Source organism: Loktanella sp. PT4BL, assembly GCF_003201935.1.
In the GTDB taxonomy this organism is placed as follows: domain Bacteria; phylum Pseudomonadota; class Alphaproteobacteria; order Rhodobacterales; family Rhodobacteraceae; genus Yoonia.
Window position 1 is genome coordinate 255,457 of the sequence record NZ_QJJL01000001.1, and the last position, 12,236, is coordinate 267,692.

13 protein-coding genes are annotated in these 12,236 nt (G+C 57.6%); 5 read left to right on the forward strand and 8 right to left on the reverse strand.

Going from position 1 to position 12,236, the window contains the following annotated elements:
* Nucleotides 1–12 precede the first annotated feature (12 nt).
* The gene (locus C7964_RS01245) at nt 13–1,209 is read left to right on the forward strand and encodes a 3-deoxy-D-manno-octulosonic acid transferase (RefSeq protein ID WP_110277891.1); all 1,197 of its coding nucleotides are present in this window, start codon (nt 13–15) and stop codon (nt 1,207–1,209) included.
* Nucleotides 1,210–2,196 carry a tetraacyldisaccharide 4'-kinase gene (gene lpxK / locus C7964_RS01250; protein ID WP_110277892.1) on the forward strand — a complete coding sequence of 329 codons (987 nt, stop codon included), beginning with the start codon at nt 1,210–1,212 and terminating at the stop codon, nt 2,194–2,196.
* On the opposite strand, the gene C7964_RS01255 is transcribed toward lpxK, so the two are convergent.
* The 3 genes from C7964_RS01255 to C7964_RS01265 are packed head-to-tail and all read right to left on the reverse strand — an operon-like array spanning nt 2,193 to nt 4,532.
* Nucleotides 2,193–3,314: a CaiB/BaiF CoA transferase family protein gene (locus tag C7964_RS01255; protein ID WP_110277893.1), complete on the reverse strand. Its 1,122-nt coding sequence runs from the start codon at nt 3,312–3,314 to the stop codon at nt 2,193–2,195. The genes lpxK and C7964_RS01255 overlap by 4 nt on opposite strands.
* A gap of 31 nt (nt 3,315–3,345) precedes the next feature.
* Nucleotides 3,346–4,011, reverse strand: a complete 666-nt coding sequence (locus tag C7964_RS01260) for a DsbA family protein (protein WP_110277894.1) — start codon at nt 4,009–4,011, stop codon at nt 3,346–3,348.
* Nucleotides 4,012–4,013: 2 nt separating this feature from the next.
* Entirely contained in the window at nt 4,014–4,532 is a 519-nt protein-coding gene (locus tag C7964_RS01265) for a DUF721 domain-containing protein (RefSeq protein WP_110277895.1), read from the reverse strand.
* 122 nt (nt 4,533–4,654) lie between these two features.
* Between C7964_RS01265 and C7964_RS01270 the strand changes: the two genes are divergently transcribed.
* Both C7964_RS01270 and C7964_RS01275 read left to right on the forward strand, forming a co-directional pair.
* Complete coding sequence (locus C7964_RS01270; RefSeq protein ID WP_110278510.1) at nt 4,655–5,653, forward strand: A/G-specific adenine glycosylase; 999 nt, start codon at nt 4,655–4,657, stop codon at nt 5,651–5,653.
* 52 nt (nt 5,654–5,705) lie between these two features.
* A complete protein-coding gene (locus C7964_RS01275) occupies nt 5,706–6,848 on the forward strand; it encodes an alkane 1-monooxygenase (RefSeq protein ID WP_110277896.1) in 1,143 nt (380 codons plus the stop codon).
* A 6-nt stretch (nt 6,849–6,854) separates the two neighbouring features.
* Here the strand turns inward: C7964_RS01275 and C7964_RS01280 are convergent, their stop codons facing one another.
* From C7964_RS01280 to C7964_RS01300, 5 genes are read right to left on the reverse strand one after another with little or no spacing between them, the layout of a single operon-like run.
* Nucleotides 6,855–7,592, reverse strand: coding sequence for an SDR family NAD(P)-dependent oxidoreductase (locus C7964_RS01280; protein WP_110277897.1), 738 nt, complete (start codon nt 7,590–7,592; stop codon nt 6,855–6,857).
* Nucleotides 7,593–7,594: 2 nt separating this feature from the next.
* Nucleotides 7,595–8,167 carry a DUF3833 family protein gene (locus tag C7964_RS01285; RefSeq protein WP_110277898.1) on the reverse strand — a complete coding sequence of 191 codons (573 nt, stop codon included), beginning with the start codon at nt 8,165–8,167 and terminating at the stop codon, nt 7,595–7,597.
* Between the two features lie 3 nt (nt 8,168–8,170).
* The gene (locus tag C7964_RS01290; protein WP_110277899.1) at nt 8,171–9,397 is read right to left on the reverse strand and encodes an MFS transporter; all 1,227 of its coding nucleotides are present in this window, start codon (nt 9,395–9,397) and stop codon (nt 8,171–8,173) included.
* Nucleotides 9,394–10,152: a DUF1365 domain-containing protein gene (locus C7964_RS01295; protein WP_110277900.1), complete on the reverse strand. Its 759-nt coding sequence runs from the start codon at nt 10,150–10,152 to the stop codon at nt 9,394–9,396. The genes C7964_RS01290 and C7964_RS01295 overlap by 4 nt, the downstream gene beginning before the upstream one ends.
* Nucleotides 10,149–11,447, reverse strand: coding sequence for an NAD(P)/FAD-dependent oxidoreductase (locus C7964_RS01300; protein WP_110277901.1), 1,299 nt, complete (start codon nt 11,445–11,447; stop codon nt 10,149–10,151). The genes C7964_RS01295 and C7964_RS01300 overlap by 4 nt, the downstream gene beginning before the upstream one ends.
* A gap of 257 nt (nt 11,448–11,704) precedes the next feature.
* On the opposite strand from C7964_RS01300, the gene C7964_RS01305 reads away from it, so the two are divergent.
* Nucleotides 11,705–12,229 (forward strand): sigma-70 family RNA polymerase sigma factor, encoded by a 525-nt coding sequence (locus C7964_RS01305; protein ID WP_242654421.1) that lies wholly within the window; start codon nt 11,705–11,707, stop codon nt 12,227–12,229.
* Nucleotides 12,230–12,236: the final 7 nt, after the last annotated feature.

Genomic DNA, 12,236 nt, shown 5'->3' on the forward strand with positions numbered 1-12,236 from the left:
ACCGGTCAGAAAATGGCAAGATCCCTCGCAATCGCAGCCTATCTGGCAGGCTTGGGGTCACATGACCGCAAAAAGCCACTGGCCGAACAGCCACCCCGCCCTGCGGGTACGATCATCTGGGCGCGATGCAGCCGTCCTGACCAGTTGATGGCGATAGAAACGCTTGACCGGAAGCTGGCCGAAGATGGCGATCCCATCCATGTGGTGGCAACGCTGCTGCACTGGGTGCCGGAATATGCCCAACGCGCCTTGCCAGAGCCGCAAGGGCGTAAAGATATCCGCGCCTTCATTGCCCATTGGCAACCAGCCATGAGCATATGGGTGAAGGGTGATCTTGATCCAATACTCCTGTCAGAACTGGATAATGCCAAGGTACCGGCCATCTTTGTCGATGCGACGGCCGAAGGTCTTGATGACATAGCCGGCAAATGGGTGCCCGGTGCGCGGCGCTCTATGTTGTCGCAGTTCGAGGCTGTTCTTGCACTTGATCAGGCAGCAGCGGACCGGCTGATCTATGCAGGCACGCCTGCAGATAACGTCTTGGTCACGGGTGCAATGGAAGACTGCGCGCCAACATTGCCCTGTAGCGAAACCGAGCGGAGCGAAATCTCCAAATCCATCGGGACACGCTCTGTCTGGCTCGCGGCGGCTACACCGGCCTGCGAAACCGGTTACATTGCAAAGGCCCATCACGCCGCAAGCAGACGCGCACATCGTCTCTTGCTGATTGTCGTCCCGCAGGATGCGACGGCGGCCTATGACATTGTGGAACAAATGCGTGGGAAGGGCTTTAATGTCGCTTTGCGGTCGGACGAGCCGGAACCATCCGAAATTACGCAGGTCTATGTGGTCGACACCGAAGAGGAGCTTGGCCTGTGGTACCGCATCGCGCCGATCACCTATCTGGGGGGAACGCTGGACGGCAAAGGGTGTCGCGATCCCTTTGAGGCGGCAGCTCTGGGGTCTGCTGTCCTGTACGGCCCTCAAGTGGCTCCGTTTCAACGTCATGCAGCACGGTTGAATGCGGCAGGCGCGTCCCGTTTGCTGCGTTCTGGTGATGATCTCGGACTGGCGGTGGAAACGTTGCTTGCAGCTGACAAGACGGCAGAGCTTGCGCATGCGGCCTGGGATGTGACATCGCGCGGGGCAACGGTGACCAACCGTATCGCAACATTTATCCAGCTGCGTCTGGAAGAGTTGGTTTCATAGATGCGCGCACCGTCCTTCTGGTTCACCCCACCTGATCACCCCACGTTAATCGCGCGCGCATTGGCGCCCTTGGCTGCACTTTACGCCGCTGGCACCGCACGCCGCCTGCGCCGGCCCGCCAAGGTGAAGGCCAACGTGCCGGTCATTTGTATTGGCAATATCAATGCCGGAGGAACGGGCAAGACACCGACGACCATCGCTTTGATCGCGCGCCTTATAGATCGCGGCCGCACCCCACATGTCGTGTCACGGGGCTATGGTGGCAGCCTTGAAGGCCCCGTGCGTGTCAGTGAGCGCGACCATAAAGCGGATCAGACAGGGGATGAGCCGCTGCTTCTGGCTGCCTTTGCGCCCACGTGGGTGGCCAAAGACCGCGCCGCTGGTGTGCGTGCCGCACAAGAGGCGGGCGCGGATGTCATCCTGCTGGACGACGGGTTCCAGAACCCCGATGTGGCCAAAGACCTCTCGATCATTGTCGTCGATGCGATGCGGGGGTTCGGCAATGGCCGTGTTATTCCTGCAGGGCCCTTGCGCGAAACTGTGGCGTCGGGTCTCAAGCGGGCTGATCTGGTGCTGTCCATCGGGCCACCTGCGGCACAAGACCGCTTTGGCGCGCAGTGGCATTTTGATGTGCCGCATCTTGTGGGCCATCTGGCTCCGCTGCCGACCGGCATGCCATGGCGTGATCTGAAACTCCTCGCCTTTGCTGGGATCGGGCACCCCGAGAAGTTTTTTGTCACGCTCCGCGATATGGGCGCGACTTTGGTCCGCGCCGAGGCGCTGGGCGATCATCAACCCTTGACCGAGGCTTTGATGAAGCGCCTTGAGATAGAGGCAGAGGCGCGCAAAGCACAGCTTGTCACAACCGAGAAAGACGCCGTGCGCCTGCCCGCCAGTTTTCGCATGAAAGTGCTGACCCTTCCGGTGCGTCTGCAGCTGGTGGATTGGGCGCCGATTGATGCGGGTTTTGACCGCCTGGGGCTTTAATCCAGCAGGTCCTGATCGGCACCCAGTTTCGGTGACGCGGTCCTTGGCGTCACATCGGCATCCGAGAATGTGATCGGCAGACGTACAGAGGGCACCCCGTCCAGATCAACACGCATGCCGCGGTGGATTACTTGGGGATCGGCGAAGGTTTCTTCCAAATCATTTATGGGTCCTGCGGGGACACCATGTGTTTCGCAGGCAGCCAAGAGATCTGCCTTGGTCCATGTCTGCGTTTTCGCTGTCAACAGTGCCGTTAGCGCATCGCGGTTCTTCAAACGCGCTGCATTGGTCGCATAGTCGGGATGCGGCGCCAATTCCGGCAGGCCCAGAAGTACACAGAAATGCTGGTACTGCCCGTCGTTCCCGCTGGCGACGATGATATGCCCGTCGGCGCAGTCAAAGACCTGATAGGGCACGATATTGGGGTGCGCATTGCCCATACGCTGGGGCGCGTTTCCCGTTGCCAGATAGTTCATCGCCTGATTGGTCATCACAGCGGTGGCCACATCCATCAGCGCCATGTCAATATGCTGGCCCTTGCCCGTCGTTTGCCGCTGGTTCACGGCCGCAAGGATTCCTGTGCAGGCATAGATGCCGGTGAAAATATCCGTCACCGCGACGCCCACTTTCTGCGGCTGCCCGTCAGGGGGGCCTGTGACGGACATCAGGCCTGACATGCCCTGAATGATGTAGTCATAGCCTGCGCGTTTGGCGTAGGGCCCGGTCTGGCCAAAACCGGTGATCGAGCAATAGATCAGACGGGGGTTAAGCGCGGAAAGGCTGGCGTAGTCGAGCCCGTATTTGGCCAGCCCACCCACCTTGAAGTTCTCGATCAGGATATCGGCGTCCGCCACAAGACGGCGCACTTGCGCTTGGCCTTCGGGGGTGCGGAAATCAATGACCACCGATTTCTTGCCGCGATTGCAGCAATGAAAATAGGCGGCGGCCTGTTCGCCCTCGTGATCGACAAAGGGAGGACCCCATTGGCGCGTGTCATCGCCTTGGGGGCTTTCGACCTTGATAACTTCAGCACCAAGGTCGGCAAGTGTCTGTCCGGCAAGCGGGCCCGCAAGGACCCGCGCCAGTTCCACAACTTTCAGGCCCGCAAGAGGCTGCATTGCAATTCTTTCAGTTCATGCGCGGGCTGATCTAGCCCAGCTTTCCGTCCAGAATAGCAGCGAATTCATCATAGGCCATGTTGGAATACTTCTGACCGTCGATCAGGAAGCTTGGCGTGCCTGTGATCCCGTCACGGTCGGCATTTTCCTGATACCATGTGAACAAAGCCTCGGCCTTGGCCGCATCGCTGAGGCAGGCATCAAGTGCCGCATCATCCATGCCTGCCGTCTTGGCCAAGCGGCGCAACTCTTCAACGATTGTGGCCGGATCACCAGACGCGAGCCAGTTGCGTTGCTCTGTGTAAAGCAGTTCCGAGAAGGCAAAGAAGAACTCAGGCGTGTTGTTGCAGCGTGCAATCATAGAAGCCCAAAGGCCCGGACGGTCGAAATAGACTTCGCGGTAGACAAAACGGATCCGGCCTGTGTCGATATAGTTTTCCTTCAGCGCCTGATACTGGTTGGCGTGGAACGTCGCACAGTGCGGGCAGGTGTAAGAGGCATATTCGATCACCTCAACCGGTGCATCGGGATTACCCAGAACCATTTCGATCACTTCAGGCAGTGCACCATCGGCGCTTTGCGCCATGGCCGCCCCCGGCAAGAGCCCAGTTGCAGGGTCAGGCCGTGTCAGTGTCCAACCAGCGCCCAGCGCGACCAAAGCACTGCCACCTGCGGTCAAAAGAGTTCTACGTTTCATATCTACCTCTGATGCGAGTTTTGTTTCGTTAAGACGTTTGCGCCCAGCGCGGTCAGCGCCGCACGCAATTTTTCGTTTTCCACTTTTTCAGATAGGGCCTTCGCGGCTGATTCCACGGCCGGGTCCGGTGTTTTCCTGACTTTTGGTGCGTGCCCAAAGGCCACGCGCCCTTCGGCAAAGCCCGTTGGCGCTGTCTGCGTGATCCGGACCCGCGAAATAGCGCGGTAGCCGTAGCAGGCATTGACCTTTTCGCGAATCTGCTCTTTTTGCATTTCCAGCATGGGGGCCTGCGCCCCTGTTGTCAGCAAAGTCAGCGTCGCACCCATGCCACCCTTGCCGTAGCTGACGTTCACAGGCGTGGCGATTGCGGCTGTCGCTTGTCCCACCACCTCGGACCAATGCGTCAAAAGGCGGGTCACAGCAAAGCCGCGATCCTCGCTGGCTTTGCGCACTTTGCCTTGCATCAACGTCGCCGCGCGGGAAAATCCGCGCGTGGTGCTGGTAGGACGTGGTTCTTTCATGTCTAAGCCCTACTCTAAGATGAAAGACGCGCCAAGTCTGCGGGGCGGTTTGAAACGGGTAATAAACATTGCGTGACCTTAGTGCAGAGCTTTTGGCATGGTATGACATCCATGCACGCGAAATGCCGTGGCGTGTGCCGCCTGCTGATCGTAAGGCGGGTGTCCTGCCTGATCCTTATGCTGTCTGGATGTCCGAGGTCATGTTGCAACAGACAACCGTGGCCGCGGTGCGTGATTATCACCGCAAATTCATGACAATCTGGCCCGGAGTGGGCGATCTGGCCGCTGCTGATGACGCCGATGTCATGGCCGCTTGGGCGGGTTTGGGGTATTATGCCCGCGCCCGCAATTTGCTGAAATGTGCCCGAGCAGTGGTTGCCGATTATGACGGCGTATTCCCCGATACCTACGACGCGCTGCTAAAACTGCCCGGCATCGGCCCCTACACAGCGGCGGCTGTTGCCGCGATTGCCTTTGACCGGCCCGAGACCGTCGTCGATGGCAATGTCGAGCGTGTCATGGCGCGCCTGTACGATATTCACGCGCCCCTGCCGGGTTCCAAGGCGGAACTGACTGCGCGTGCCGCAGAACTGACGCCCCAAACACGCCCCGGTGATTATGCACAGGCTGTGATGGATCTTGGCGCTACGATTTGCACGCCGCGCAGTCCGGCATGCGGGATCTGCCCGTGGCGTGATGACTGCGCTGCGCGCATTGCCGGTACCGCAGCGGACCTGCCCAAGAAAACACCTAAGAAAAAGACGCCAACCCGGTTTGGCATCGTCTATGTTGCGCGCCGCGAAGACGGCGCATGGCTTTTGGAGACCCGTCCGGAAAAGGGCCTGTTGGGTGGCATGCTGGGCTGGCCGGGGTCGGATTGGAGCGATGATCCCGCACCAGAACCGCCGTTTGAGGCAGAATGGACAGCATTGGGCGAAGAGGCGCGGCATACCTTCACGCATTTTCATTTGCGGTTGAAGATCATGACGGCAAAGGTGGCCTTGGGCACAAAACCTGCGCGCGGGGAATTCCTGTCACAAGGGAAATTTAACCCGACTGCGTTACCGACGGTGATGCGCAAGGTGTTTGATCTTGCCCATATGACGCTACGCGACGATTGAGAAGTAAGGCCGCTGAACCTATTGTTGTGACTGCAACGCTTTCGGACATGATATGACAAGCATTCCTGAAACATCAAAGATCGGTAACCTTTCCAGCGCGCTCCCTTTCTGGCTGTCGCTTGGCTTGGTGCCGCTCGCTGTTCTGGCGGCGGTTTATGGCGGGTGGGTGATCGCGCTTTTGCCCCTGTCGACGTGGTATCTATTCACCTTTCTCGATTACGTCGTCGGGAAAAACACGCAAAACCCCGACGTTGAAACGCCGGAAGGACAGCTGTTCTGGTATCGGCTGATCACACTTCTCTGGACGCCGTTCCAGCTGATCACAATCTTCGGGATCATGGTCTATGTGGTGCAATCCAACCACCTTAGACCGGTCGAGCAATGGTTGCTTTTTGCAGCACTTGGCATTCTGTCCGGCACAATCGGGATCACCTATGCGCATGAATTGATGCACCAGAAACCCAAACTGGAGCGTTGGCTGGCCGATATCCTTTTATCATCGGTGCTTTATGCGCATTTCCGGTCAGAGCATCTGCTGGTCCACCACCGCTATATCGGCACGCCACGCGATCCGGTGACCGCGCGCTATGGCGAAAGCTTCTACCGTTTCTTTCCGCGTGTTCTCTATCAATCGCTCGTGTCATCCTTCAAAGCCGAGAAGGCGATGTTGGCGCGCAAGGAATTGCCCTGGTATCATCGGTCAAACCCATTCTGGCGGTATTGGGCGCTTGAGGCCGGTTTTGTCCTGCTTGCATGGGGCATTGGTGGCTGGTGGGGCGTTTTCCTGTTCGCAACCCAGGCGTTCTGGGCGGTCTTTCAATTGGAACTGGTCGACTATGTGGAACACTACGGGCTCACACGGAAACACCTGGGCAATGGCAAATATGAACACGTGCTGCCAAGGCATTCATGGAATGCATCGCAGCAGGCCTCCAACTGGCTGTTGATCAATCTGCAGCGACACTCCGATCACCACTACAAACCCAACAGGCGGTTTCCGTTGCTGCAAACCTACGATGACGATGAGGCGCCGCAACTGCCCTATGGTTATCCGCTGATGACGATGATCGCGCTGGTCCCGCCTGCATGGCGCAAGGTCATGAACCCGCGCGTCAAGGACTGGCGCCAGCGGTATTATCCAGAGATCAGGAACTGGAAACCCTACAAGACCGCCACAAATCCGATGCCGCGATAGCAGGCGCTATTTCGCGCCAAAGAGCCGGTAATACATCCAGTCCGGCATGAACTGCGACAGACGGAAGACCCATGAAAACAGCATGGGAAAGCTTTTCTTGAAGTTTTCGGTGTTCATATGCTCGAACACCTCCTTGGCGGCATCTTCTGCCGACATAATGAACGGCATGGTGAAATCGTTCTTGTCTGTCAGGCGTGTCTTGATGAAACCGGGGTTGATCAGCTGCACCTCAATTGGCGATGTGCGCAGATCGGCCTGCATTGATTCCGCCAAAGACATCAGCCCGGCCTTAGACGCCGAGTAACCAATCGCACCGGGCAGACCACGGAAACCGGACAGCGAACCAACAAGTACGATGTGCCCCGCCCCTTTCGCGACCATATCCTTGATGACGGCCCCCACGACACGGGAGGCGCCAAGGAAATTGACCTCGCCCATCATGTCCGCTTTCTCGTTGTCCCATTCCTGCGCCTTCATCGGCCAGTAGACGCCTGCGAGATAGACAACACCATCAATCTCGCCCGCTTCTTTCGCAGCGGCCTCAACCGCCGCGCGGTCGGCGACATCTACAGCGATGTAAGAGGCTTTTCCGGGAAGCTCCGCGACCAGTTCTTTCAACCGGTCCTCTGATCTGGCAGACACGATCACCTCGGCCCCTGCGCGGCTAAGGCTGAACGCGACTTCACGCCCCAGCCCCTCGCTTGCGCCTACAAGCCAGTATCGTTTTCCTTGCCAGTTTTTCACGGTTATTCTCCTGCGTAGGCTTTGTCTTTGGGGCGCATCGTCGCGACGAGCTCGGCCACTTTGATCCCGAACTTGCGGAACTGGCTGCGGTTCATGATTGACCCGTTGGACATCAGATACATCCAGTCTGTCACATCAAGCGCATGGCCGCCTGCCTCTTCGGTCAGCTTGATACGGTAGTTCAGGGAAACCGCTGAGCCTTTCTGCGCGCCATGACCGGACCCAACCAGATCAGGCGCATCAGCCTTGATTGACCCGTCATTGCCAAGGGTGAGTGTCCATTCGCGCTCTTGCACCTGCCCGCTGTCGTAATGAAAAACCTCTTTCATGGTCCCGACATTGCCGTTCCAAGAGGCCTCGAAGTCCGCCACAAAACGGGAAGACACACGACCGGTCGGCCCATAGATCACACCTTCGCAGACAATCGGCCCGTTGAACCGTTCGCGAATATCAAAAATCGGGCCATCTGCGTAATCATCGGATTTCTGCGCCCAGAACGACACGTAACGCTCTCGCAGAAATACGGCGATAGCCATCAACGCAGCGCCGATCAGGATGTAGGTCATAAACGACATCGTTTAGTCCTCAAGTCTTGTGGCAACCAGCAAACCGATTGCCAAAATTTTCAATAGCGATGGCACCAGTGCGTAGAGCACCGTCAGCATCGTGATGGCTTCAGCGGGCAAATCGGTTGCCCCGGCCTGAAAACCGGATCGTTCAAGTAGCGGCAGCAAAACCACCGCGGCGAAGGCAAGCGTGAACTTGTTCACCAAATTCCAAAGGCCAAATCCCTGTCCGCCATTGGGCGAGATGGCAGCCATACGTTTCGCAAACATTGCGGGCAGCAAAGTAAGGTCTGCGCCGATGCTTGCTCCACTTAGTACGCAGATAACCGCGAAAGGGATCACATCACCGGGCGATAAAGTGAGCGTGTAACCAAATGAAGCGACGGCAAGCACCATGGCGGCCAGCAAGACCGGCTTTGGCGAGAAGCGCCGCGCGAGGGCGGACCAAACAGGTGACGAAATTGCAGCGGCGAGGAAAAACAGAACCAGAAGGGGCCCTTCCCAGCCTACCGCACCCAGTTTGCTCTCGACATAAAAGAGAAAAAGTGTCGAAGAGACAGCCAGAGGGGTGGCATTTACCAGAGCCAGAACAAGCAACTTGCGTGCCGTTTTGTCGCGGATGATTTCACCGATCTGCGATGGTTCCTGACTGACCCTTTCTTTCCACTCGGGCCACATAAAGATGGCGGCGGCCACAGTAAGCGCGGTAAAGCCGTAGGCGAAGGCCGCGAAAGGATCGGCCACTACGCCGATCAACACGGTGGGCACGACGGCGGCTATGCAGACACCGATCAAAGCCCCGCTTTCCCGCCAGGCGGCCAGCCGCACATGGCCCTGTGGGCCGCTGCCGGCTTTGCTGACACCTTGGGCGTAGAAGTTGATGGTGAGAAAGCTGAACGCCGTAAAGAGCCCTGTCACCGTGATAGCGAACCACCACAGTGGATTGATCGGCGGCGCCACCGCAAAAAGCCCTATCATCGAGAGCGCCATGACACCCGCGGTCAGCGTAATCACCAGCTTTTTGGCGCGGGTCAGCCGTTCGCTGATCCAGCCCAGAACAGGGTCCTGGATCATGTCGAAAAGACGCATTGCAAAAAGGAGCGTGCCGAGCGCGGCAAGGCTAACACCGTAAGTGTCGGCATAATATTTCGGCGCGTAGATATAGATCGGCAGGCCCGCACCAGCAAGCACGGCAGCGAAAAGCGAATAGGCGGGAAGGCGTTCGGTCAGCGCCCTCACCGGCTCACCTCATCTGCGGGTGGTTCGGGTTGCGACCGGAACGTCGCACCTTTCCACCAGAGTTTCACTGCCTGCCAATGGATGAGCGCCAGCACGCGACGAGACCCGAAGGGCCGCCGGAGCGCCGCCTTAATGATCGCTGTGTTACTGATGGGTTTGCGCGGCCCCGTCAGCGTGGCAATCAGCCCGCCGTTGCCGCGCGAATAGTCGATCCAGATTCCGATCGCATCAGGCTGGATATCAAAGCGAAACGTATAGCCGCCCTCGATTGGCTGGAACGGGGACACATGCATCAGTTTTTGTGCCGACAGTGTTTCATCCTTGGTGATCGCACGGCCATCCTCATGACGACACAAGTAGGAATGGCGGTCGCCAAAGGTATTTGTCACCTCGGCAATCACTGTGGTCAGCGCGTCATCCGCATCATAGCAAAGCCAGAAGGAAACAGGGTTGAACACATGACCCAGAACGCGGGGCTGGGTGAGCAGCTCAATCCGTACAGCATCCGTGACATCGTATGCCGCAAGCACATTCCGCACCCACGCAGGCCCCGCACCAGCCTTGGGCGCGCCACCGTGATCGCTGTCATGCAGTGACATCAGGTTGCCTGCATTGCGCGAAAACAGGGTCGGGGTTGCCACCTCGGCCTCTGCGTCCAGCAACACATAATCGATCGAATAGCGAAAGGCGTTTTTTACCGCCCCCCGCCGTCCGTGGTAGGTCTCTGCTGCGATATGTTGAACGGTGGCTGTCACTCGGCCGCGACGTTCATCCGCGCACGCGCGTTGAGCGAACCCACGACGTCCAAAGCGCTGGACAGGCCATCTTCATGGAACCCGTTCTTCATCCATGCACCGCAAAACCACGTCCGGTTTGCGCCATTCATCGCGGCCGCCGCCTGCTGGGCGGCGATCGCCTCAAGATCATATACGGGGTGTCGCAGTGTAACTTCGTCCCAGATCAGTTCTTCCTTGATCGGACGGTTGCTGTTTAAAGTGACCATCATCTCCTCGGCTTTCAGCCAAGGCTGCAGCGAATTCATCCAATAGGTCAAGTTGATCTCGGTATCGGTGCGCTGGGCATCCTCGGAATAGATCCACGATGACCAGACCTGACGGCGCTTCGGCATGATGGATGTATCAGAGTGCAGAACCACCTTGTTGGGTTGATACCGCACCGCACCGAGCACAGATTGCTCAACGGCTGTGGCGTCCGACAGCATCGCCAGCGTATCGTCGGAATGGGTTGCAAAGACTACCTCGTCAAAGGCTTCCCATTCCGCGCCATGTGTTTTGACTTCGGCACCTGCCTGCGTGCGGCGTACTGCATCAATCGGCGCGCCGAGACGTGTCTCAACACCGCGTTTCAGCATATCCGCCCCAAGCCGCGTGACATACTCACGTGAACCGCCGTCAACCGTGTACCACTGGTGCTGGCCCGTTGCGCTCAGCAGTGCGTGATTGTCGAAAAACTTCATCATTGCATAGGCAGGAAAATCGAGAATCTTTTCTTTCGGGGTGGACCAGATCGCGCCCGAAAATGGCAGCAGATAATGATCGCGGAAATAATCGCTGAGTTTCAGTTTTTTCAGCAACTGGCCGATCGTCAGCGTCTCATCCTGACTCGCCTCGAGGCCTTTGGCGTTGAATTTCAGAATATCGCGGACCATGCGTAAAAAGCGCGGGCTTGCGATATTGCTGCGCTGGGCGAAAAGCGCGTTCATGCTGGCAAGGCCATATTCCATGCGGCCTCCGCTGAACGATGCGCCAAAGCTCATGTTGCTTTTTGTGACCGGCACATCGAGGTCGCCGAACAGCTTTGTCAGATGCGGGTAATTGGCATAGTTGAAAACGATAAAGCCCGTATCCACAGCCTGATCGCCGTTTTTGCCCGCCATCCGTGTGCGTGCATGGCCGCCAAGACGCCCCTCTGCTTCATACAACACAACTTGGTGGTTTTGTGCGAGCGCATGTGCAGCGCCCATTCCTGAAATACCGGCACCAATGACCGCAATTTTCTTGGGCGCGATCGTCCCGGCTTCGAATGGCATGTGTGGGGGGCTCCAGCTTCGCTTGATCGTTTCTTATTGTTGTTACGTCCCTACTACTTACATGGATCATCACAAAAAAACATCAATGTTGTGATCCACTCCGTGATCGGGCGCGTAATACCCATATGTTAACGGAAACAACCACCTTGAGAAAAGCGGATGCGTTGCCTGTGCCAAGCACATATGATGGTGCGAAGGCACATCTAAAGCGCGCAGCGGAGACATCAAAGGTGAATACCGAACAAACGACGAAACGTATGGCTTGGGTCGTCCAGGTCTATGCGGTGCGTGATAACCAGGACCGTGCGGCATTCGCCGAACTGTTCGGCTATTTTGCACCTCGCGTGAAATCGTTTTTAATGAAATCGGGGGCCAGCCCGGATCTGGCAGAAGAATGCACACAGGAGGTCATGGCGACCCTTTGGAACAAGGCCCATATGTTCGATCCGACCAAGGCGAGTGTATCCACATGGATTTTTACAATCGCCCGAAATCGCAAGATCGACATTCTGCGCAAACAGCGCCGGCCTGAACCCGAAGATCTGCCATGGGGCCCTGAAGCGGAACCAGATCAGGCCGATGCCATCGGCTTGCAGCAGGAAACGGAACAGCTCGGGCAGGCCTTGGCCACTTTGCCCGAAGAACAAAGGAAACTGATTGAGCGCGCCTACTTTGGCGAGCTAACCCATAGTCAAATCGCCGCAGAGACGGGATTGCCACTGGGTACAATCAAATCGCGGATTAGGTTGGCGCTGGATCGGCTGCGCCACGCAATGAAATGATGAACGA

Excerpts from the sequence above, each read along its gene's own strand:
- C7964_RS01265 (WP_110277895.1), bottom strand. The coding sequence starts at position 4,532 with ATGAAAGAACCACGTCCTACCAGCACCACGCGCGGATTTTCCCGCGCG.
- C7964_RS01245 (WP_110277891.1), top strand. The coding sequence starts at position 13 with ATGGCAAGATCCCTCGCAATCGCAGCCTATCTGGCAGGCTTGGGGTCA.
- C7964_RS01270 (WP_110278510.1), top strand. The coding sequence starts at position 4,655 with ATGCCGTGGCGTGTGCCGCCTGCTGATCGTAAGGCGGGTGTCCTGCCT.
- lpxK (WP_110277892.1), top strand. The coding sequence starts at position 1,210 with ATGCGCGCACCGTCCTTCTGGTTCACCCCACCTGATCACCCCACGTTA.
- C7964_RS01300 (WP_110277901.1), bottom strand. The coding sequence starts at position 11,447 with ATGCCATTCGAAGCCGGGACGATCGCGCCCAAGAAAATTGCGGTCATT.
- C7964_RS01305 (WP_242654421.1), top strand. The coding sequence starts at position 11,705 with ATGGCTTGGGTCGTCCAGGTCTATGCGGTGCGTGATAACCAGGACCGT.
- C7964_RS01275 (WP_110277896.1), top strand. The coding sequence starts at position 5,706 with ATGACAAGCATTCCTGAAACATCAAAGATCGGTAACCTTTCCAGCGCG.
- C7964_RS01255 (WP_110277893.1), bottom strand. The coding sequence starts at position 3,314 with ATGCAGCCTCTTGCGGGCCTGAAAGTTGTGGAACTGGCGCGGGTCCTT.
- C7964_RS01260 (WP_110277894.1), bottom strand. The coding sequence starts at position 4,011 with ATGAAACGTAGAACTCTTTTGACCGCAGGTGGCAGTGCTTTGGTCGCG.
- C7964_RS01285 (WP_110277898.1), bottom strand. The coding sequence starts at position 8,167 with ATGTCGTTTATGACCTACATCCTGATCGGCGCTGCGTTGATGGCTATC.